General features: G+C 62.7%; 17 protein-coding genes. 4 read left to right on the forward strand and 13 right to left on the reverse strand.

Features of this window, described 5'->3' with window-relative positions:
• Positions 1-81: 81 nt before the first annotated feature.
• The 3 genes from CFB82_RS30840 to CFB82_RS30850 all read right to left on the reverse strand — a co-directional run bounded on the left by CFB82_RS30840 (position 82) and on the right by CFB82_RS30850 (position 3,109).
• Positions 82-1,050 (reverse strand): hypothetical protein, encoded by a 969-nt coding sequence (locus CFB82_RS30840; RefSeq protein WP_089486531.1) that lies wholly within the window; start codon positions 1,048-1,050, stop codon positions 82-84.
• Between the two features lie 106 nt (positions 1,051-1,156).
• A complete protein-coding gene (locus CFB82_RS30845) occupies positions 1,157-2,800 on the reverse strand; it encodes a DUF2334 domain-containing protein (RefSeq protein ID WP_069250765.1) in 1,644 nt (547 codons plus the stop codon).
• A 12-nt stretch (positions 2,801-2,812) separates the two neighbouring features.
• A complete protein-coding gene (locus CFB82_RS30850) occupies positions 2,813-3,109 on the reverse strand; it encodes a hypothetical protein (protein ID WP_069252847.1) in 297 nt (98 codons plus the stop codon).
• A gap of 979 nt (positions 3,110-4,088) precedes the next feature.
• Between CFB82_RS30850 and CFB82_RS30855 the strand changes: the two genes are divergently transcribed.
• Together CFB82_RS30855 and CFB82_RS30860 are read left to right on the forward strand one after the other, a co-directional pair.
• Positions 4,089-6,047: a glycosyl transferase family protein gene (locus CFB82_RS30855; protein WP_069250764.1), complete on the forward strand. Its 1,959-nt coding sequence runs from the start codon at positions 4,089-4,091 to the stop codon at positions 6,045-6,047.
• Positions 6,044-7,738, forward strand: a complete 1,695-nt coding sequence (locus CFB82_RS30860) for a bacteriophage N4 adsorption protein A (protein ID WP_089486532.1) — start codon at positions 6,044-6,046, stop codon at positions 7,736-7,738. Before CFB82_RS30855 ends, CFB82_RS30860 begins: the two co-directional genes overlap by 4 nt.
• A 39-nt stretch (positions 7,739-7,777) precedes the next feature.
• Here CFB82_RS30860 and CFB82_RS30865 read toward each other — a convergent pair whose 3' ends face one another.
• Positions 7,778-8,761: a hypothetical protein gene (locus CFB82_RS30865; RefSeq protein ID WP_069250762.1), complete on the reverse strand. Its 984-nt coding sequence runs from the start codon at positions 8,759-8,761 to the stop codon at positions 7,778-7,780.
• A 424-nt stretch (positions 8,762-9,185) separates the two neighbouring features.
• Positions 9,186-11,486 (reverse strand): NADP-dependent malic enzyme, encoded by a 2,301-nt coding sequence (locus tag CFB82_RS30870; RefSeq protein ID WP_089486533.1) that lies wholly within the window; start codon positions 11,484-11,486, stop codon positions 9,186-9,188.
• Between the two features lie 135 nt (positions 11,487-11,621).
• Here CFB82_RS30870 and CFB82_RS30875 point away from each other — a divergent pair, with 135 nt between their 5' ends.
• Positions 11,622-12,593: a LysR substrate-binding domain-containing protein gene (locus CFB82_RS30875; protein ID WP_089447068.1), complete on the forward strand. Its 972-nt coding sequence runs from the start codon at positions 11,622-11,624 to the stop codon at positions 12,591-12,593.
• A gap of 4 nt (positions 12,594-12,597) precedes the next feature.
• Here the strand turns inward: CFB82_RS30875 and CFB82_RS30880 are convergent, their stop codons facing one another.
• From CFB82_RS30880 to CFB82_RS30910, 6 genes are all read right to left on the reverse strand, one after another.
• Complete coding sequence (locus CFB82_RS30880) at positions 12,598-13,278, reverse strand: hypothetical protein (protein ID WP_089486534.1); 681 nt, start codon at positions 13,276-13,278, stop codon at positions 12,598-12,600.
• Between the two features lie 79 nt (positions 13,279-13,357).
• Positions 13,358-13,825: a hypothetical protein gene (locus tag CFB82_RS30885; protein WP_143750985.1), complete on the reverse strand. Its 468-nt coding sequence runs from the start codon at positions 13,823-13,825 to the stop codon at positions 13,358-13,360.
• A gap of 28 nt (positions 13,826-13,853) precedes the next feature.
• Complete coding sequence (locus CFB82_RS30890) at positions 13,854-14,357, reverse strand: hypothetical protein (protein ID WP_089486536.1); 504 nt, start codon at positions 14,355-14,357, stop codon at positions 13,854-13,856.
• A 354-nt stretch (positions 14,358-14,711) separates the two neighbouring features.
• Entirely contained in the window at positions 14,712-15,101 is a 390-nt protein-coding gene (locus CFB82_RS30900; protein WP_089486537.1) for a VOC family protein, read from the reverse strand.
• A 233-nt stretch (positions 15,102-15,334) separates the two neighbouring features.
• Positions 15,335-16,249, reverse strand: coding sequence for an alpha/beta hydrolase (locus CFB82_RS30905; RefSeq protein ID WP_089486538.1), 915 nt, complete (start codon positions 16,247-16,249; stop codon positions 15,335-15,337).
• A gap of 86 nt (positions 16,250-16,335) precedes the next feature.
• Entirely contained in the window at positions 16,336-17,202 is an 867-nt protein-coding gene (locus CFB82_RS30910) for an AraC family transcriptional regulator (protein ID WP_089486539.1), read from the reverse strand.
• 270 nt (positions 17,203-17,472) lie between these two features.
• Here CFB82_RS30910 and CFB82_RS30915 point away from each other — a divergent pair, with 270 nt between their 5' ends.
• A complete protein-coding gene (locus CFB82_RS30915; RefSeq protein ID WP_089486540.1) occupies positions 17,473-17,931 on the forward strand; it encodes a GNAT family N-acetyltransferase in 459 nt (152 codons plus the stop codon).
• Between the two features lie 123 nt (positions 17,932-18,054).
• On the opposite strand, the gene CFB82_RS30920 is transcribed toward CFB82_RS30915, so the two are convergent.
• Both CFB82_RS30920 and CFB82_RS30925 read right to left on the reverse strand, forming a co-directional pair.
• The gene (locus CFB82_RS30920; protein ID WP_256990538.1) at positions 18,055-20,097 is read right to left on the reverse strand and encodes an SMI1/KNR4 family protein; all 2,043 of its coding nucleotides are present in this window, start codon (positions 20,095-20,097) and stop codon (positions 18,055-18,057) included.
• Between the two features lie 60 nt (positions 20,098-20,157).
• The gene (locus CFB82_RS30925) at positions 20,158-21,264 is read right to left on the reverse strand and encodes a NucA/NucB deoxyribonuclease domain-containing protein (RefSeq protein WP_256990540.1); all 1,107 of its coding nucleotides are present in this window, start codon (positions 21,262-21,264) and stop codon (positions 20,158-20,160) included.
• Between the last annotated feature and the right edge of the window lie 216 nt (positions 21,265-21,480).

The following is a 21,480-nucleotide window of genomic DNA, read 5'->3' on the forward strand; positions in this document are numbered from 1 at the left end:
AGCGGAAAGCCAATCCGCCCGATTGTTTCGTTTCGCCACGCGCTCACCCTGCCCGCCCCGCTCGGCCGGGATCCGGCCGAATCAGTGCGCCGGCCCCGCAGGCGCGGGCGGCGGCGGCTTGGGCTTCCACGTCGAGAGCGCGCGCGTGAGGTCGTCCGACACGTAGTGCGGACCGTCGAACAGATAGACCGAATAGCCGCGATACGCCACCAGTTGCGTGCTCAGCTCGTCAGCGCTGGCGGCGCGAAACCCGCCACGCTCGGCAGGCCGGAACGCCTCGGCGATCACCCGCACGCGTTGCTTGCCCAGTTTTGAAACGAGTTCGTCGAGGTAGCTGCGCGCGACGTACGCCTCGCGGGCATAGACGCCGCAGCCATCCTGGAAGAACACGCCGACGTCCGCGGGCAGCCACGCTGCGAGCCAGTCCGCGAGCGCTTTTCCGCCGATGTTGGTCTGGTCGTACACGCTCACCCAGAGCGGACGCGGCAGCCGTTGCAGGACTGCGGCGAGCTTGGGCGCGTCCTGCCAGGTCGGATCGATTTCGACGGGGAAGTAGTAGCCGGTCACATGCAGCGGGACCGTTGCGCGCGCCACTTCCAGCGACTGGTCGACGAGCGTCGACAGATGCGTGCGCGCACGTTTTTCGTCCTGGTAGCCGGCGAGGCCCAGGATCACGTTTCGAGCCCATGGCTCACGACCGATACGTTCCCAGTCTGGCAGGTGCGCAGCAGGCTGGATGCGGGTGTTGGCGATGAACGCGGTATCGTCGACGACGGTCCACTGAATCAGCAGATCGTGTATGCCGAGTATCTGCCAGTTGCCGACGGGATTCGTCGTCGTGTTGTCCACCTGCCAGACGATGCCGTCCGCGTGCACGTCGTGCGCGGTCCAGCTGCAGGCGGCCACGACGAGCGATGCGCCGATCGCCGCGAGCGTCGCCGCGCGAGGCGAACGCGGCGCGTCGGTAAGCGGGCCTGGCGGCCCTGCGAGCCGAAGCCGGCCCATGCGCCGTCGAATCCTGCGCCAGGCCGGGATCGCATACGTGGTCATCGCTGGCTCCCTGGAAGCATGCCTGCGCGTCATCGTAGCCGATCAAATGCAAACGTGCGACCCGCGTTGTCAATGCGGGTCGCACGGGGTTGTCGCTACGTCGGCGTCACTTGGCCGTCGCGCCGTCCACCCACGTGTAGCCGAGATTCGTAATGCCGGTGATCATGCTCTGGAAGTCCTGATACGCCGGCAATCCGAGATCCGGTTCGAGCCAGTACGGATGGAAGAAGAACGACGCGAAACCGTCCCGCACCGCCAGGCCATACTGGGCATTGGTCACGATTTGCTGCCACGTGTAAGTGATGCACGAGAACGGGTCGATATTGCAGATGTTGTACTGCACGCTGCCCAGGTTTTCCGGAATGATCCGCTGCCCGTAGTAATCGGAGTTGATGATGTACGGGAAAAACTGCCCGGCCGAAAAGTCCTGGTTGGCCGCACCCGTGCCGATGCGGGGATTGGTCGACGTGTAATACACGGCCCGCTGGAACGTGGTCGGGAACGTGAGCGCCGTGGCCGACGAAGCAGCCGGCGACATCTGGTACTGCGGTGCAGCCCAGCCTACGACCTTGTAACCGTTGAGCGTGAACTCGAGCAGGCCGTCGGCCATTCTTCCCTCCGCCCATTGGACGGAGTCCTCATCAACCGGCCGGTTCTGCACGGCGTACCAGAACTCGTAGTCGCTGCCGCTGACTGCAGTCAGCAGGTTCGGCGTCGAATCGTACTGGTGCGTATAGCCGTGCATCACGATCGAGCCGCCGCGCAAGAGCGCGTAATTCAGCGCTCGCTTGAGGCCCGTCGCCTGCGCCAGATGGATCGTCTCCGGCACGCCGCCGTTGTAGTAGCCGTTCGGATCCGTATACAACGGGATGGTTGCCATCGTGAATGGGATCTTCTTCGAGTACATGTAGTTCGTCAGCAGCTGCATCGAACTCGTGGTCGTATGCGCGTCGAGGTCCTCCAGGCGGACGAGCGCACGATGATTCACCGGTGCATTGGTCTGCAGGATGTCGTGCAGGATGTCGCAGATCACCAGGTAGCGGTCCGTCGGTCCGATGTAGGAAAACGGCATGTCGGCGAAGTACCAGAAGTTGCCCGAGCGCATGATGTACGGCGCCGTTGCGCCGCTCTTGCTGTTCTTAATGGTGACGAGCGCCTGCGCCTTGGTGGCATCGACGACCTGGGTCAGGCCGACATCCGGATCCGCGTTGATGACGCCGGTCGACGCGTTATAGGCGTAGTACTTGACCATCGGCAGGTTCTTGTACGTGACCGTGTCGTAGAAGCCGGGATTCGGATTACTCGACGAAGGCGTCGCGTTCATCCCGGCAAGGCCCACGAAGCTGAACCCGAAGGTCTGGTTGAACGTGTAGGCCGTGTTCCAGGCCAGTTGCCACAGGTTGTACTTGAACCAGACCACCGTCTTCTTGGTGGTCATCACGTCGCTCATGAACGCGGTCGGAATCGGGTTGTTGTAGTAATCGCCGATATAGAACGTGGCATCGTGATTCCCGACCATGCCGGCCGTGTAGTTCTGGATCGGAACCAGATCGACCGTCGTATTGAAGTGACCCAGCAGGTTCCTCAGCATGATGCTGTACATCAGGCCCAGCTTCGAAAACGGATCGTTGGCCGGATTGTCGTACAGGATGAGCGTATGGGCAGTGGTGGCCTGCGCGTATGCGGTGCCCGGCAATGTCATTTGCGCGAGTCCCGCAAGCAGGGCGATGACGAGCAAGATCCTTTTCATGACCGTTTCTCCCTATTCACGTTCCACATTGCCATTGAGTTTCTTGACGGAATTCTTGCTGAACTTCGGGCGGCCCGTTTCCTTGTACGCCTTTTCCCAATCCTCGTCGGACATGCCGGCTTTCACGTTGACCTGCGCCGAACCGTTCGGCAGCGGAGGCGGCTTGATCTTCTGGGCAGAGGAGTTACTCGTCTGCTGCGCACCCACATCCTGAACGCCGACGGCGAAGACGAGTGTCGTGATCAATGCGGCGATTGATCCGGCGGCGCTCAACCCGTTTCCAAAAGATTGATTGCGATGCGAAGGCATGATTTTCATCCTTTGATATGCAAAATAAATTCATCTCGTTAGCGAAACGATTACGTCGAATCACCATCCGGAATCGGGGCGCCATGTCGTAAATATTTTGATGCGCAAATGAAACCAGACAAATAAATCCGGTAGGAGACGGTTTGATATTCAAGCTAGAACCGTACCATCCGTCGCAAATGGGCATAGCGCCAAGGCGCGGAAATTGGCGCATCGAGGCGCTTGAAAATTACGTCGATAAAACGTTTCAGGCGTGCAACGCGGCGGTGCCACGAATTTAATCGGACAACCACGCGAAACCCGTTCATGCACCCCGGGTGAAACCTGTTGTGCCCCACGCTTCGCAAGTCGCGATGCGACGATCGTCGCGGACGGCACGCTCGCACGCGCAACAGCGACCGACGCGCCCGATATTCGGTTCAGCGCCAATTCATCCCGCCGGTCACCGCTGGCATCGCGTAACGATGTGCAGCGGGCGGCAGCCGGGCACGTGCCGAGGGTCCGAGAACGATGTGTCATCGGGTCGATCCGCCTCGTGTTTCAGCACTGAAACATTTGGCTCGGATTCGGCGGGTAGATCCTGTGCGGCGGTCCGCGACGCCCGCAACGTCAAGGGTCGCGCGGCGATGGCGCACGACTTGCTACATGAGCACTGTGTTGCGAAGTCGATGCGCGGGGAGCCATGCGCGTGCGCCGGGCGGAAAGCGGCTGCAAGCGTTGAAGGATGCAGTGACGGAGGCAGGCAGGCGGAAATGGGCTGTCGAAAAGTCATCCACTGAACACGTTGCATCGTTGGCGATGTGACGCGGCTGCATCGAGGAAGCTCGCGCCCTGCGCGGCGCTTTTTCGAGCGGCAGGCATTCGCGTGGCCCACACCACGCAGTGGACGTGACGGGGGCGACGAGGACGAGTGAACGTTTCGTCTTGCGTCGGCACGAGGGGAAATAATCAAATACAAGATAACAGCGCGGAAAAGATGATGGACAACATGGTTTGGAGTGCGTACTTATATGCGCTTGACATCGTCACCATTGTGACCGCAATCGTCATCCTGGTCAGCACACTGGATGACCTCACGCTGGATGCCTGCTATTGGTCCTTTGAAATCGGGCGTATCCTGCGCCGCGAAAAATCGCAAACGATCGATATCGGCATGCTGCGCGCGCTGGAAGAGCGGCATCTGGCGCTGATGGTACCGGCGTGGAAAGAATATGACGTGATCGCCAAGATGATAGAAAACACGTTGGCGACGCTCGAGTACGAGCGATACGTGATATTCGTCGGCACCTATCACAACGATGCCGAAACCACGGCCGAGGTCGAACGGATGGTCCGCCGGTATCCGGGCCGGGTCACACGCGCGACCGTCATGAACGACGGGCCGACCTGCAAGGCGGACTGCCTGAACTGGATCGTCGAAGCCATCCTGCGCTACGAAGCGGTCCATCACATTCAGTTCGCGGGCGTCGTCATGCACGACTGCGAGGACGTCATTCATCCGGTCGAACTCAAGTACCTCAACCACGCGGTGGCGGATAGCGACCTGGTCCAGCTTCCCGTGCTGTCCTTGCCGCGGAAATGGAACGAGTTCGTCGCCGGCTGCTACCTCGACGACTTCAGCGAAACGCACCAGAAGGACGTACCGGTGCGCGCCCGGCTGACCGGCATCGTCCCGGGCGCGGGCGTGGCGTCCTGCTACAGCCGGCGCTCGATCGAAGCGGCGATGAAGGAACGCAACGGTTGCCCGTTCAACACCGGTTCGCTGACCGAAGACTATGACTTCAGCTTTCGGCTGCGGGACCTCGGCATGAAGGAAACCTTTGCCCGTTTCCCGCTTTCGGATATCGCACGCGACACCGGCGGCCAGCGTGCAACCGGCAACGTCGTCAATCGAAACCTGCTGGCCACGCGCGAGTATTTTCCGAAGACATTTCGCACCGCGTACCGTCAGCGCGCGCGCTGGATTCTCGGCATCGCCTTTCAGGGCTGGGAGCAGCTCGGCTGGAAAGGCAACCTGCTCACCCGCTACATGTTCTTCCACGATCGCAAGGGCATCGTGACATCGTTGTTTTCGGTGATTGCCTATGCCGTGCTGCTCAACTTCCTGCTGCTTGCGGCGCTCCAGCGCGCCGGCGTTGTCCTCCCTGCCGGCGCATCGGCCAGCATGGGAAGCTCGTGGGTCACGCCGCTGCTGTGGGTGAATGCCGCCATGCTGTTTGCGCGTGCCGGGCAGCGCTATCACTTCGTCAGCAAGCTGAACGGCCCGCTCCAGGGGCTGCTGTCGATTCCGCGGATGTTCGTCAACAACCTGATCAACTTCTACGCGGTCTGCCGTGCGTGGCGCATCTATCTCGGCCATCTCGTGAGCGGCAAGCCCATCGCGTGGGACAAGACCAGTCATACCTACCTGTCGAACATGGAGCTTGGGAAGGCGCGCCTCAAGATCGGCGAGATCCTCGTCGGTTGGGGCGTGGTCACGCTGGAGCAATTGCAGGCGAGCCTCGAGAAACAACTGACCTGCGGCAAGCGGCTGGGCGAATTGTTGATCGAAGGTAGCGAGATCTCGGCCGAATCGCTTGCGGATGCGATCGCCGAGCAATCCGAGCTGCCCCGGGTGAGCCTGGGCAACGTCGCGGTGGGCCACTTCGCGGATTCGCTCGCATTCGAGCTGCAGTACGCGTACCGGGCCGTCCCGTTTTCAACAGCGGACGACGGCACGTTGAACATCGCGGTCGGGCGGCCGCTCACGCCGGACGAACAGGATGTCGTGCGGCGCGGCGCCCGGGCGAAGGTGGCCTATTTCATTGCCAGCGATTTGGAGATTGCCGCCGAGCTCGCCCGCCACTCGCGCTTCGTCGAACTCACGCGCATGCGCGACGGCGACCCGGCCGCGCAGCAAGGTGCTCCCGCGCAAAGACCGTCGGGAGAACACGCATGAAGCATTCGAGACTCCGGATCGCGGCCGGCCTCAAGCGCTGCGCACGGTTGAGCGCGCTGGCGATCGCCGTGTCGCTGGCCTGGCAGGCACCGGCATCCGCCGCGCAACCACTGACGCCCAAGGCCTACAAGCTCGCCGACAGCGCCTACAAGGCAATCAATGCCGGCGACCTGCCCCTCGCGGAAGGGTATGCGTCGCGCGCCATCAAGATTCAGCCCGGAAGCGAACAGCTCGGGCTGCTGCTCGTCGACGTATACAGACGGGAAGGAAAAGTCGACGAAGCGGATTCGATGGTGGAATCGCTGATCGTTCGTTTTCCGAAGAGTGCGGCGGTACGCGCGCAGCATGGCTACCTGGCGCAGCGCCAGATGCGCTACGACGTTGCCTGCCGTGATTTTGCGGCCGCCGTCGCGACCGGGAAATGGAGCAAGGAACAGCAGCGCAACCTGCGTCTCGCCTGGTCGGACAGCGCGCTCGCGGCGAAGCTTCCGCATGAAGCCGGCATCGCGCTGGCGCCGCTGGCCGATGAAAAATCGGCCGTGATCCAGGTGCGCATCGCGCAGATGAGCCTGCAGGCAGGCGACCGCGACACCGCCATCCGCATGGCCGACCTGGCGGCCGGCGACGCGACGACCGACGGCGAGCGCAACATGGCCGCATCGATCGCGGTGCAGGCGCGGCAGGACGACCAGGCCGCCGACGCGCCGGTCGACAATACCGCGCAACAGAAGTTGCAGGACGCCTATGACCTCCTGCGCGAGCACAAGGATCGCGAGGCGCTCGACGCATTTCAGGCGGGATTTTCCGGCGGTGCCGGCAATGCGATGAACTACGCGGACGCGGGCTACGCCGCCAAGCGAATCGGGCTGAACCAGGAGTCCATCGATCTGTTCGAGCACAGCCTCGACGCCGATGAAAACGAACACGCGTTCGATGCGCAACGCAAGTTCGGCTATCGGCGGGAGGTCGAGCAGCTTCAGCGCAGCTGGGGTTTCGTGCTGAGTGTGCCGTACCAGTCGGCCGCGTTCGGTCCACAAGGCACCATCAGCGTGCTGCAGCCGGGTGTGGAAGCGTATTGGCAGCCGCCGAAGATCGGCTATCAGAACGGCCGCATCTTCCAGTTCTTCGTGCGCGGATACGGCACGGCCTACGACGGATCGGGCAACACGACCGGACTGCCGACCGTGCAGGGTTCGGTGGGCGCGCGCTACAAGCCGCTGCCCGACCAGAACGTCGTGCTGACCGCCGAGCGGCTGTTCCACGTCGGCAGCCAGTCGATGACGGACTGGCTGATGCGCCTGGGTTATTCGTCGGAAGGCGGGACCGACCTGAGGGTCACCGAGCCGAGCTGGCGCAGCTGGCAGGCATACGTCGAAGGCGCTTACTTCATCAGCGCGGGGCGATACATCATCTATTCGGAGTTGCGTTACGGGCACACCTGGCGTTTGCCGATGATCAGCGATCGGCTGACCATCTACCCGCACGCCGCGGTGGCCGGCGATCACGACAATCGGCAGCCGGACAAGACGGCGATCGGTGCCGGGCCAGGCGTCCAGCTGCGATACTGGTTTCGCGAAGGCCGCTATAGCGCGCCGGCAAGCTATCTCGATGTCACGGTGCAATACCGGTTCGGGTTGACGTCAGCGGCACGCGCACGTGGTCTCGTGGTACGCGCGACATTGTGGTTCTGACAACGACGCTGACGCTTGCTCATGGATGGCGCATTTCGCTTAGTTGGGCGCCTTGAGCGTGATGATCGTTTGACGCAACAGCTGGAAGTACGAGCTCGTCGAATACGGCACCATTTGCTCGGCGTAGTTCCACCAGAAGAATCCACCGATGAAGCGCGGATCGTTCATGGTGTTGACCATCGGGTAGTACGTCTTGATCAGGTTCTGCTGCACCGACGCCGGCGCGGCCGTATCCGAGGTACCGATTTCGCCGAAGCCGACCTTCGCGTTCGGGAAGATGCTTTCCAGCGCCGCGAAATCGTTCTTCCACGTCGGATTCAACCCCGGGCAATCCTGGTACGGGTAGTAGCTGAACAGTGCGTAGTCGGCTTGCTGGCGGACCGTCGAGGACAGGAACGCGGTCGGCCACGTCTTCCAGTAATCCTGCGGCTTCTCCCAGCAGTTGTTGCCCTTGCTGTCGTCGTTGTAGTACAGCGTGATGGCCGTCTTGCCGCCGTTCGATTTGACGATCTGGTTTGCCGCGGCAACCATCTGACCGATCTGCTGCTCCTCCGAGTTGACCACCGTGTTGGTGCCGCTCGGGTCGGTACGCAGCCATTCGCCGTTGATTTCGTTCGCGATCTCCCAGACGTCGACCGTGTTCTTCAACTGCGACACCAGTTCCTGCGTTCTGGCCTTGTACGTGGCGAGATCCGTCGGGAAATAGTAAGAATCATAGACCTCACCCATCACGTATGCGACGGCATGCAGGCGCAGCAGCGGTGCGTAGTAGTCGGCGGCCGACGTACCCGGATCGAACACGACACGCACGGTGGGCTTGTACGGCAGGTTCTGCAGCGACGCGACGATGGCGTCCAGCTTGGTCAGGTCGTCGAGGGTCACGCCGTAGACGGGATTCTTCAGAGGTTCGACCTGGGCTTCAGCGGGCCGGGATAAAGGCAGGAGCCCGGCATAAGCGACACAGGCGGCGATGGCCGTGCGCGAGAGATTTTTCGTCAGTTTAATCAAAACACTTCCCGTCATAAAGTAAGAAGAAGCGCGATTTTAGACGAAAATAAAAGGCAATTATCGGAAGATATCGAGGGTGGCGAGCCCCAAAAAGATCGTTAGGATCGATAGCAAAAGAGGATGCGGCAGCGTGTCGCGCCGAGGAAGTTGTTACGTGATACTTATTAAATTCACTGCAGCATCGGCGCGGGAAGCCGGTGCGAAGGAGAAGGCGGCGGGTGCGTATAAGGGTAAAGCCGAGGTCCGGGTGGCTGCGTGCAAACGATTGCCCGACGTCCGAAGCAGGCCGCAGCCGACCCGCCACTGACACACGCGGCGCGACGACACGAACCACCCACGACACCCGCTCTCCAGGCGACCGGATAGCGGAACCCGCTACCACCCGGATTCCGCTACGCGGCGCGTTGCGGAGCCGCCACGCCCCGCCTCCATTGCCTGCTCAGGCAGACGCGTTGCGATTCGCCTCGATCACCGTCAACGCCGCCATGTTCACGATCCGGCGCACCGTCGCGCTCGACGTCAGGATGTTCACCGGCGCGTTGACGCCCAGCAGGAACGGCCCCACCGCCACGTTGCTGCCCGCCTCGGTCTTGAGCAGGTTGTACGCGATATTCCCCGCATCCACGTTAGGGCAAACCAGCAGGTTGGCAGCGCCCTTCAGCGGCGACATCGGCAGCAGCTTCGACCGCAAGCCCTCGTCGAGCGCGCAGTCGCCATGCATCTCGCCGTCCGCCTCGATATCCGGCGCCTGCTCCCGGACGATCTCCAGCGCCCGGCGCATCTTCACGCCCGACGCCGCACTCCCCGACCCGAAGTTCGACCGCGACAGCAACGCCGCTTTCGGCGTCAGGTTCAGCCATTCCATCTGACGCGCCGCGGCGATCGTGAATTCCGCGATCTGCTCCGCGTCGGGATTGTCGTTGACGTGCGTATCCACCAGCGCGACCGTCCGCTGGTCGAGCAACAGGATGTTCATCGCCGCATAGGTCGACGCCCCGGGCTTCTTCCCGATCACCTCGTCGACGAACCGCAAGTGGTTGTGATACTCACCCACCGTCCCGCAGAGCATCCCGTCCGCATCGCCGAGCTGCACCATCATCGCGCCGATCAGCGTCAGGCGGCGGCGCATTTCCACGCGCGCCATTTCCTTCGAGATGCCGTCGCGGCACCGCAGTTCCCAGTACTTCGTCCAGTACTGCGGGAAGCGCTCGTCATATTCCGGATTGGTCACTTCGACATCCTGCCCGAGCCGGATCCGCAGGCCGAAGCGCTCGATGCGCGCCAGCAGCACCTCGGGGCGCCCGACCAGGATCGGCCGTGCCAGCTTCTCGTCGACGATCACCTGCACCGCGCGGAGCACGCGCTCGTCCTCGCCTTCGGTAAAGACGATCCGCGCCTTGCCGCCGTCGCGCACCAGCCGGCGTGCCGTCGCGAACAGCGGCTTCATGAACGCGCCGGAATGGTAGACGAATTGCTGCAGTTGCTCGACGTACGCGTCGAGATCGGTCAGCGGGCGCTTCGCCACGCCGCCTTCCATCGCCGCCTTGGCCACGGCCGGCGCGATGCGGACGATCAGGCGCGGGTCGAACGGCTTCGGAATCAGGTATTGCGCGCCGAACGCCACGTCGTACGCACCGTAGGCCGCCGCGACGACTTCGTTCTGCTCCTCCTCGGCCAGCCCCGCGATCGCGTGAACGGCGGCGATCTCCATTTCACGGGTGATCGTCGTCGCACCGACGTCGAGCGCGCCGCGGAAGATGTACGGGAAGCAGAGGACGTTGTTGACCTGGTTCGGGTAATCCGAGCGGCCCGTCGCGATGACGACGTCGTCGCGCGTCGCATGCGCCAGTTCCGGGAAGATTTCCGGGGTGGGATTGGCCAGCGCGAGAATCAGCGGGCGCGGCGCCATCGCCTTCAGCATATCGGCGGTCAGGATGCCGCCGACCGACAGGCCCAGGAACACGTCCGCGCCGCCGATCACGTCGGCCAGCTTGCGCGCCTCGGTTTCCTGCGCGAAGCGCGACTTCGCCGGGTCCATCAGCGTGGTGCGGCCGCGATAGACGACGCCCTCGATGTCGGTCACCCAGACGTTTTCAACCGGCAACCCGAGGTCGACCAGCAGGTCCAGGCAGGCCAGCGCGGCGGCTCCGGCCCCCGACGTCACGACCTTCACCTCCGAAATCGATTTCCCGACGACCTTCAGCCCGTTGATGAACGCGGCGGAGACGGTGATGGCGGTACCGTGCTGATCGTCGTGGAAGACGGGAATTTTCATGCGATCGCGCAGCTTCTGCTCGACCGTGAAGCATTCGGGCGCCTTGATGTCCTCGAGGTTGATGCCGCCGAAGGTCGGCTCGAGACCGGCGATGATGTCGACCAGCTTATCCGGATCGGTTTCGTTGATCTCGATGTCGAAGACGTCGATCCCCGCGAACTTCTTGAACAGGACAGCCTTGCCTTCCATGACCGGCTTCGATGCGAGCGGGCCGATGTTGCCCAGGCCGAGCACGGCCGTGCCGTTCGTGATCACGCCCACCAGGTTGCCGCGGCTCGTGAAACGGTGCGCCTGCAGCGGATCGGCGGCGATGGCCTCGCACACGCCCGCCACGCCCGGCGTGTATGCCAGCGCGAGATCGCGCTGCGTCACCAGCGGCTTGCTGGCGACGACCGAGATCTTCCCCGGGGTCGGAAATTCGTGATAGTCGAACGCTGCCTGTTGCTGTGTCTCAGTCTGTTTCATGTTTTTCGATCCGGGCACGGGCGCCAGGCCAGTCCCGGCGCGATCCATGAAGGGATTCTAGGGGTCTGCCATAAGGTGTTGATTCTGTTTTAATATCGGTCCATCACTTTTTCATGATGCATACGTGACCAGTCAATGACTTTTGACGCAAACGACGTGGTCAGGCGGCTGGGCGCCCGCTTGAAGATGCGGCACCTGGTGCTGTTGCTGCAGATCCAGCAGCACGGGTCGCTGACGCGCGTCGCGGAGCACATGGCCAGCAGCCAGCCCGCCGTGACGAATGCGCTGTCCGAGCTGGAAAGCATGTTCGGCACGCCGCTGTTCGAGCGCTCGTCGCGCGGCATGCGGCCCACCGCGCTCGGCGCGGTCGTGCTCGAACGGGCGAAGGCGATGATCAAGGATCTCGACCACCTTGCCCGCGAGATGGAGGCCGTCGCCGCCGGGCACGCGGCCCACCTGCACATCGGCGTGATTCCGTTCATTTCCGGACAGATGCTGTCGGCGGCGCTCAAGCGGCTACAAGCGCGCATGGAGCGGCGCCTGACCGTGACGATTCACGAGGGCACCAGCGATCAGCTCCTGCTGCAGCTCAGGGACCACGGCGTCGACATCGTGATCGGGCGGGCGTCGTCGGCGATCGACCTGGGCCAGGTTTCCTTCGAAGTGCTGTACCAGCAGCAGCCGCGCATGATCGCGAGCCGGCGCCTTGCCGCGAAACTGGCCCGCACCGCGCTCGACTGGCACAAGCTGCACGCGCTCGACTGGATTCTCGGCGCGCCGCATACGCCGATGCGGGAACAGGTCACCGACCTGTTCCTGTCGGCCGGCATCGCGCCGCCCGTTCCGATCGTCGAGAGTTATTCATCCAAGCTGATCGGCGAAATGATCGCGTCGAGCGACGAGGCCGTCTCGATCGTGCCGGCCGATATCGCGGAAGAACTGGTGCGGATCGCCGGCGTGGCGATCGTGCCGTACACGCTGGTGTGGACGCTTCCGCCCATCGCGCTGTTTACCCGCGCCGCCGATTCGCGCTCGCCGGCGCGGGATCTGCTCGTCGAGGCGCTGCGCGGGGTGTGCCGGGAGACTTACGGGGACGCGCAGCGGTAGGCGGCTACTTGCTGGCGGCGAGGCGCCGCAGAATTTCCGCGCGCTCGGCGGTCAGCACGTGGTCCGAGCCCTCGCCGCGGTCATAGCGCCTGGTGGTCTGGTAGGAAAACCGCTTCCTGTACTGGCTGATGGCGGGATCGAACACCCATGCATCGACGTCGAACAGGTGCGCTTCGAAATGGCTCTCGCCCTTGCCCCACACATAGTCCGCGCGAACGAACACCGGATAGGGCGACACTTCCGGCACCTTCCACATCGCGCGGTCGGCCTGCTCGGTCTGGGTGACTTTCGGCATCACGTTCTCGATCTTGCCGTTCGCGCCGTAACGCAAGACCGCCACGCGCTCCAGCATGCCGCTGCCACCGCCGGAGAACATCCCCGAGAAGAACACCCAGGAGCCGCCCGACGCAATCGGCAACCGTTCGGATCGAGGATCCAGCCCGAACTGGTACTGCACCTGCGTCGAGCCATCGGGAAGCGGCGCGGGCGGCATCTCGAAGCACGGCGCATGGTCGGGGAGTACGCAGAGTTTCACGCCGGACAACGGGAGGCCGTCGTTGTCCGCCCGGCCCTGCGCCTGAGTGAAACGCGGGAATGCAAGTTCGGTGGATGCGGCTTGCACATCCGCGACGCCCATGACAGAAAAGCCCAAGATCACAGTGAGCGTCTTGTCGATCCAGCGCATGCCCCACCCTCTCTCATTTTTTTGAATGACGCAGATTGTCGATGATCTGGCCGGTTATTGCCAAGAATCATCACCGGTTTCATTCCATACGCCGCTTGCGAAGCACGACCTCCAGCATCTCGGCCGGCGCAAGCTCTCGTCCGTCGTACGCTGCGCCGAAATAGGCTTCCGGCCAGAAGATGAGGTCCGAAATGCGGTCATCGCCGGTGTTGACCGACAGACATCGAACCCAGTAGTCGATCAGCGTCTCGTCTCCGCGACACGCGCAGACTGCATCAAGCAACTCCAGAAGCTCCGGCTCCGACAGATCGGTCGGCACGGCATGCCAGTCGATTGCCAGCTGCTTCGCAAATTCGTCGGCACTCATCGAACCAAACGCGCCGAGCACGTCGATTTGATCGATGGCGTTGCCAAGCAATCGGGAAATCTGCTGCAACTTCGCGACGTAGTCGTGTCCGTTCTCGTGCAGCAGGAACACCGCTCTCGTCAACGGCAGCAGCAGCTGAAGCTTGTCGTGGTCGACGGGGTCGCGCAATTCGGCTCGCATGCTTGTTCTGGTTCTGTTGATGCAACGACTATTTGGACCCTGCAATCGCAGCAACGCAGAGCACATGATTGGCGATCTGTTCGCGGCCGTAGATTTGCTCACACTGCATCAATCCCGCATATAGATGGTCGAACGTGGGCATGTCGACCGCCACCTCTTTCAAAGCTTCGTATCCTCGCACGCACCGGTTACGGTCAAGGTAGTAAGTAGTCGGCGAGTGTTTCACACCAGGAAATGCGGGAAAGACTCTCGGCAATTGCTGCGGAGCGATCGGCGAACCCGGCAGAATCGACGACGTGCTTGCGACGAGAAAATCGTCGAAGCGCATCAAGGCGGATACGGCAGCCTGCACGCAAAACTCGGAGGCTTCCTCACGCGACTCGTCAGGGGACGGAGCCGGAAAACTGAAAATCATGCCCAGACCAAAGCGAGGTTTGGGCTGGCCAAAGAATGGCGGTTGAGAAAAGGGAAACTGTGCGGATGCATCGAACGCATACATCACGAGAACCACAAGCAGCAGATATTTTCGCAAGGGCAAGTATTCCGATACGGGACGGGCGTCGAGTCAGCCAGATGCCAACTCGATTCCAGGTACTGCGTGATTTGCCTGAACGCTAACCCACGGACAAGTAAATTCCGGCGCCAGCATCAACGATGAACAAGAGCGCAATGACGAGGCAGGCAGTTCGCCATGGGCCGCGCAGGCGAGTCGCCCCGAAATACACTCCAACCGCGCCGACACAAAGCGTCACGGGCCAGTATTCCATGCCAGTTCCAAGCACGACGAGATAGAAAGGCCAATCAATGGTGATTTCACTCATCGCGGAATGCCCGGTTGCGTGCGTGTCGCGTGCGTTCGCTCATGTCTTGGTTTGAATGACAGCGATCAGTCGCCCGAAGCGCTCCCGTCCGCCTGATGACACACCACCTCGATATTGTGCCCATCCGGCCCGATGACGAACGCCGCGTAGTAATTCGCGTGATAGTGCGGCCGCAGCCCCGGCGCGCCATGGTCCTTCCCGCCTGCCGCCAGCGCCGCGCGATAGAACGCATCGACTTGCTGCCGGTTGTCGGCCACGAACGCGATGTGAAGATGCGCCGGTTTCTCCGTCGTCTGGAACAGGCACAACGAAGGCTTGCCCGGCGGAGAGATCTCGATGCCGTACGACGGCTCGCCCTCGCCCTGCACCACGACGCCAAGCGGTTCAAGTGCGCTCAGGAAAAACGCCTTGCTCGCTGCAAAGTCGGTCACGCCGAATTTGACATGGTCAAACATGACTCCCCCTCGGATAGATGGGTCTGCCGGCACCCGGATGGAATGTGGAAATCACCGCGATGTTGCCATACGTAGCCGTCGCCGGCATCCCCTGCGCGACCGAACAAGAAAGGCCCGACACAGTCGGGCCAACGAGCGGGATATAAGGTCCGTGCAAACGCAGTCGCCGTCAGAACCGGCAGCGGCGGTCTTCATACAAGCCGCGGAGACGACCAACGCCGCAACGGGCCCGATCAACGCGTGCCGCGCAAATGCAGCGTGAACCATTCCACCGCCGCCTGGCTGGTTGCGTCGAAGTGCTCGATATACGGCGTGAAGTGCCCACCCTTGATCATGAGCAGCCGCTTCGGATCCAGCGCACTTCCCCACGCGTTGAGGCAAAGGTCGGTGGGCGTCAGCAGATCCTGGTCGGCCACGATCATCAGCAACGGGGTGGGCGAGATGCGATCGACATATTGGCCCGGCTCGTTCTCGCGCGACAGCTCGGCGCTGCGCAGCGTCACTTCGTTTTTCCAGTTCGGGGCGAACCGCGCTGCCGACTCGGTGAAGAACCGGTATGCATCCGCACCGGCCATCGCACAGGCGGTCGCGGGATCGGCGCTGACAGCCGGCAACATCGCCGGCGCGCCGCCCGCGAATCGCTGCCTACGATCTTCATCGAAGCGAGCCAGCGCCGCCGGCACCAGATCGGAACGCGTACGGCGCAACGCCGATTGATAGCCGCTGATCGTCGGCACCTGCGACACCACGCATTTGACGCGCCGGTCGATCGCCGCGACTTCGAGCACGTGGCCGCCGCTGTAACTGGTGCCCCAGATGCCGATGCGTTCGGCGTCGACGTCCGGGCGGGTGAGCAGATAGCTGATCGCATCGCGATAGCCGCGCTTCTGTTGCACGGGGTCGATCTCCTGCCGCGGGTACCCGTCGCTCGCACCGAAATTCCGGTGATCGTAGAGCAGCACGCCAAAGCCGCCGGCAGCGAACACCTCGGCATAGCGGTCCAGATATTGTTCCTTTACGCCGGAGAAGCCGTGCGCCATCACGATGGCCGGATACGTTGCGGTATCGGCGATGCGCTGCGCCGGCTCGTAGTACCAGCCTCGCAGCGTGGCACCTTCGGACTGGAATTCGATGTCGTGTCGCGTCATGTCGGCTTACCTCGTTCGGTGAGTGATTCGATGACCGACACGATAAGCGTGCGCGCCACGCCCTGCGTTTGCTGGAAAGACGTTTGCTACGCGGAATCGGACAGTTTCGCGTAAGCGCTGGGCGTCATGCCGGCAAACCGGCGAAACACGGTCGAGAAGGCACTCGTGGTTTCGTAGCCGAGTTCGGCCGAGACGGCGATCACGGAGCGGCCCGATGCCAGCAGCGGGCGCGCGGCCGAAATCCGGGCCTGCTGGCGCCACTGGCTGAACGACAGGCCGGTTTCGGCGGTGAACAGTCGGGCCAGGGTCCGGCTCGACGCACCGACTTCATCGGCCCATTCCGTCAGCGTTCGCTGGTCGGCCGGATTCGCCAGAATCGCGTCGCAGACGCGGGCAAGGCGCCGGTCCTGGCCGGACGGCAGCCGCAACGGTTGCTCGGGTGACCACTCGATTTCGGCGAGCATGAGCTGGATGACGAGATCGTCGCGGCCGTCGGGAGGGATGTCGACCGGGAAAGACGACGCACGCACGATCAATTCACGCAGCAGCGGCGACACGTTGACCAGGCTCGGCTGATCCGGGGTTGCCGATCGGTACGCTTGCGGGTCGACGTAGGCGGTACGCATTTCGAGCTGCCCGTGGGCGCACATCGCGTGCGGCAGGTCGGGCGGAATCCAGAGTGCGCGATGCGGCGGGATCATCCAGAGCGACTGGCAGGCGATGACTTCGGCGATGCCGGTCGTCGTGTAGACGAGTTGGGCACGCGGGTGACGGTGCTCTGCGACGACGAAGCCGTCGGGGAAGGCTTTCGGCATGACGGCGGCGATGCCGGGCGCGTGCTGGTAGTCGCGCGGGTCGGTGCTCTTCGTGACGGGTGCGATGCCGGCCCGCTTCGGTGCCGCCGCCGCGTTTTGCCCGATCGCTTTACCGTGGCCGCGCCCTTCGACCTTCATCGCTCGTCCTCTCGTTTGTGCGGAATCGCCCGGTCGTGAGATCCCGGCGAATCGGACAGATGATACGGGAATGTCGAGGCCCGGTAATCCCGGAACGAAGCAGCGAATCGGTGACGGGATCTCGCTGCCGATTCGCTGCGCTGCACACTCGATACGTCGCACTGAACTTCCGGTCTCGCCGGTTTCAGCGGCACGCTTCCGCGATCTTGGAAGTTCGATTCCGCGCTGCTATCGTTGTGCACCTTTTGACGATTTCGGAGCGGAAGATACATGCCCTTGATCCTGCGTCGCGCGATTGCTGCGGATGCCGCAGAGGTGGCTGACGTCTATCTACGGTCGCGCAACACGCTGGCATCGTATGCGCCGCTCGCGCACTCTGAAGCCGCTGTCCGCGATTGGGTGGCCAACCTGCTTGTTCCGTCGGGCAACGTTACCGTCGCCGTGAGCGACAGCCGCATAGTCGGCATGGCCGCACACGTTGTCACTGACGGCGTGGCGTGGCTTGACCAGTTGTATGTGTGCCCTGAATTCCAGCGACAAGGGATCGGGGCTTCCCTCCTGGAATCGGTGAAGTCGCAGACGGTTGGCAAGCTCCAGCTCTACACGTTCCAGATGAATCGCGATGCCGCTGCGTTTTATGAGCGGCACGGGTTCGTTGCGATCGCATACAGCGATGGAAGCAGGAATGAGGAGGGCTGCCCTGACGTCTTGTACTGCTTGACCCGGTAGCACACGAAACGCCCGTCTGCCCTGCGCAGACAATCGCTTCCCCAAGGGCCACCGGCATTGCCCTTGGAGCATGCGCATCAACGTAGCGGCCCACACCCCGCCACCCTTTTGCTCAACGACTGCTCAGCTTGAGTGCCCCTCGTCGGCGACGCGGGCAAGCCACGCCGAGAAGCTCGCCGCAATGCGCTCGCGCCGCGCGTCATCATGCCAGACCCGAATCACTTGTCCGGAGCAACCGCCTTCCGCGGGATCGAGATCGATACACAGGTGATTGCCGCTGCCGTCGTGCGTGAATGGAATCCACTTCAGGTTGTACCAGTCGTCCCCGATGCCTGGATCCGGCTCCGATTCCATACCGTCGAAATCGCCTCCATCGACGAGACCTTTCCAGATACGCCATTGCGCGAGGATCTCGCGCGCGCTCAGCAGCGCATCACTTCCGGAAAATTCATCCCCCGAATCGGCCTGGCCATCGTGAATGCGCAGGCTGTCGACGAATGCGTCAGGCAGCTGCGTTCCCAGCGCAGTCTGCAAGGCTGCGATCGCGTCGTCGGACGCCGGCCCGTTGAGGCCCCCCGGCAGACGTGACGCATCGGCGGCGAAGGCTGCTTCGAGCCGTTGCCATGTTTCGCGAAGATCGATGCCGCGTGCGTCGTCGATATCGCGGGTCGACACGCGGGCGTCGACCACCGGCGACGGTGGTGACGCTGCGTCGACGGATGTCTCCGCCACGGAGCGCGGCGGTTCACTGGCGAGGTCGCGGTCGAGACGCAGGAACAGCACGGACGAACCTGCTGCCATGGGACCTTCCGCAGCGGGGATCGCGACGAGCACATCGGCACGAACGACGCCGCCGATCAGCCCGTCGCTTTCGGACGGCAACAGACGGACGACCAGGTTTCCGTCGACGCCACGATGCAGATTGCCCCATCGCATCGCGTTCAGTCCGGCATCGCGCTCGACGCCGTGGTCGACGATGCCGGACTCCCAATGAGGCCCCGGCGTTGCAGCATGCTCGAGCAAATCGAGCACGCGCGGCATGATCGCGTGCATCAGCATCGCCACTGCGCTCGTGTGGCCCGGCAGGTTGATCAGCGTGGCCTGATCGTAGCTGGTCAGGACCGTCATCCCGCCTTGCGTACCGTCCGGGCGCGTGAGCGTCAGAATGGTTTTCTTCGGCGGCGAGCGATTGTCGCTGCGTCCGAAGTTGAAGCGATCGGCTGGCGTTTGCTCGATGTCGACAGTCGTTTCGTCGTAGGCGTACACCAACGGCATATTCAGCCCCAGATTCCGAAAGGGCGGCACGGCAGGCAGCCCGGCACCGACGATCAGGTCGTAACGCTGCGCGAGCTCGGCCAGTTTCTTCTTGAACGCGTATTCGTTCTGCTGCACCTCAAGCGGCGGCCGTGCCATGTCCGGCGGCTCGATGTACTCGACCGAACCCACCTCGTATCCCCAGCGCTGCAGTACCGCCCGGATGTACGGTCCGCTCGTGTCGGGCCGCTGCCAGCGCTCGCGCGCGGTGCGGGGTACGCACTGCTCATACCCGACGATCACCACGCCAATGCGCGGCCGCTTCGTCACCTCGATGTCGCGTACGCCTGCGGCCGTCAGCGCGATCTGCCGTTCGGCCGTTATCCGGCTGCCCCTGGGCAGGAGCAGGCTGCCTTGCCGAAATTCGCTGCCCGGTGCGATCACATGCTGGCCGGCGGATAGCGGCGCGTGCAGCAGCAGAAACGATCGAGCGCCACGGTACGAAACCTCGAGGTCGCTTTTCGGCACGACGGTGTCGGCATTTTCCGGCAGCGGGAAACAGGGTGGGACATCGACCGCACACTGCGCGCCGATTGCGCGAGCCGCCGGACTGCCGGCCGGCGAGGCCAGCGCGCGCCGGCTGAACTGGAAGTCCAGCTCAGCCGGTGCGCCACGCGTCGCATGCGCGGTATCGGATGCACGCAACGCATAGCCTTCGACCGCAGCAAGCGGAACGGGCGGAACATTCTCGGGGGCGAAAACGTCCGCCGCCGTCACGCGCGTCAGCGCATCCTCGACCGGAATCGTCTCGGATTGCATCGCGCCCGGCACGACCCGTCGGCAGAGCTTGTAGGGCTGGTCGAGCCAGACGGGGAAGTTCTCGTGATCGTTCATGGTGATGGGTGTTGTCATGCCGTGGTTCGAAGGATGCCTGCGAACCGCGGCACAGGTACGGTTATCGTCGCCCGTGGCTTAACGTTTTGCCGCAGGCTGCGGAGAACCGACATCGACGTAAAACTGCTCCTGGTCGAGCACGCGCTGATTCAAATAGAAATTGCCGAGGAAAGCGCCCGCACGTCGATTATCACTCGCATCGATACGCTTGACCGATACTTCCGGATCCCTCGATGCGCCTTCCTCTGTCGAGGCAAACGGATACTCGTCGCAATCGCAATCGGACGGCGTTTCGTCCGGATCACCGGTGAACGTGCACTGGCCAGTGACCGCGCCGAATTTCGCGACGCATTGCTGTTTGGACGTGTCCCGATTGGCCCGCCGGAGTGCTGCGTCGCGGGTGCGTGTCAGCGGCTTGGACGCAAAGGTATCCGGAAAGATCGTGCCATCCCCCATCGGTACGAACTTGCCGGGACGTCCGGCAGCTTGCGCCTCGCGTATATGGATCGCGGATTCGTCGACGTCGGGATTCGTGGCGACGATGGTACGCAGAACGGCCGGTGCGTCCGCGTAGATGCATCCTTGCGAGTTGCTCTTGACGATCGCGACGTCACATCGAATGTTGGGAATATAGCCGGCGCCCGCGTAGGGATTCATGCTTGCGCCGTTCTCGAACGAGTCTCCCGATTTGGCCACCCGGTACTCGAGCGTCGGACTGAACCTGAGCGGATTACCGGATCCCATGTTGGGCGTGATCATCACCGATAGCTCGTTGGACAGCCCGCCAAGGGCGAGCGGCACGCCGGCATTGGCGGCAACCGTACAATCGGAGCCGCATTCGACGATCGGCTTGATCATCAGGCCGGGCGGATTGCCGGACAGGACGCGCGTGCGGAAGCGGAACGTCACCGGCCATGCGAGCTGGTTCGACGGATTGTCGGAATACGCATAGGCATCAATCGCCACTCGGCCGATTTCATTGTTCTGGCCGTCTATCGCGACATAGACGAGCGGCTCGGTTTTCTGGCAGTAACTGGTCCGGCTCAACAGCGCATTCTTGCTCGTTTCGGTCCGGACCGTCGTGCAGACGGGCGAAACGTCCGTGGCGCTTTCCGCGTGGGCAGGCATCGCCGTCGCAAGCACGAGCGCACCGGCAAACAGCCGGCCAAACAGCATTCGATGCATCACATCCCCTCCTGAAAATTCATCAATCGAAATGATTTATTTTGTCGCGGCTCAATTTGAATCTCGATTCGATTGAAAACAAACTGTTATATTTGTCAGGAAGATGTAAATGATATTAACAATACCCTATCTCGATCGTTTCTTTTTCATAAACGATCCAATCCAATTCGACAGTTATTGAATCCTTTTTCGATCTAAGCAGATCTCGACGTGGTT

This window comes from Burkholderia sp. HI2714 (genome assembly GCF_002223085.1).
Classification (GTDB): Bacteria; Pseudomonadota; Gammaproteobacteria; order Burkholderiales; family Burkholderiaceae; genus Burkholderia; species Burkholderia lata_D.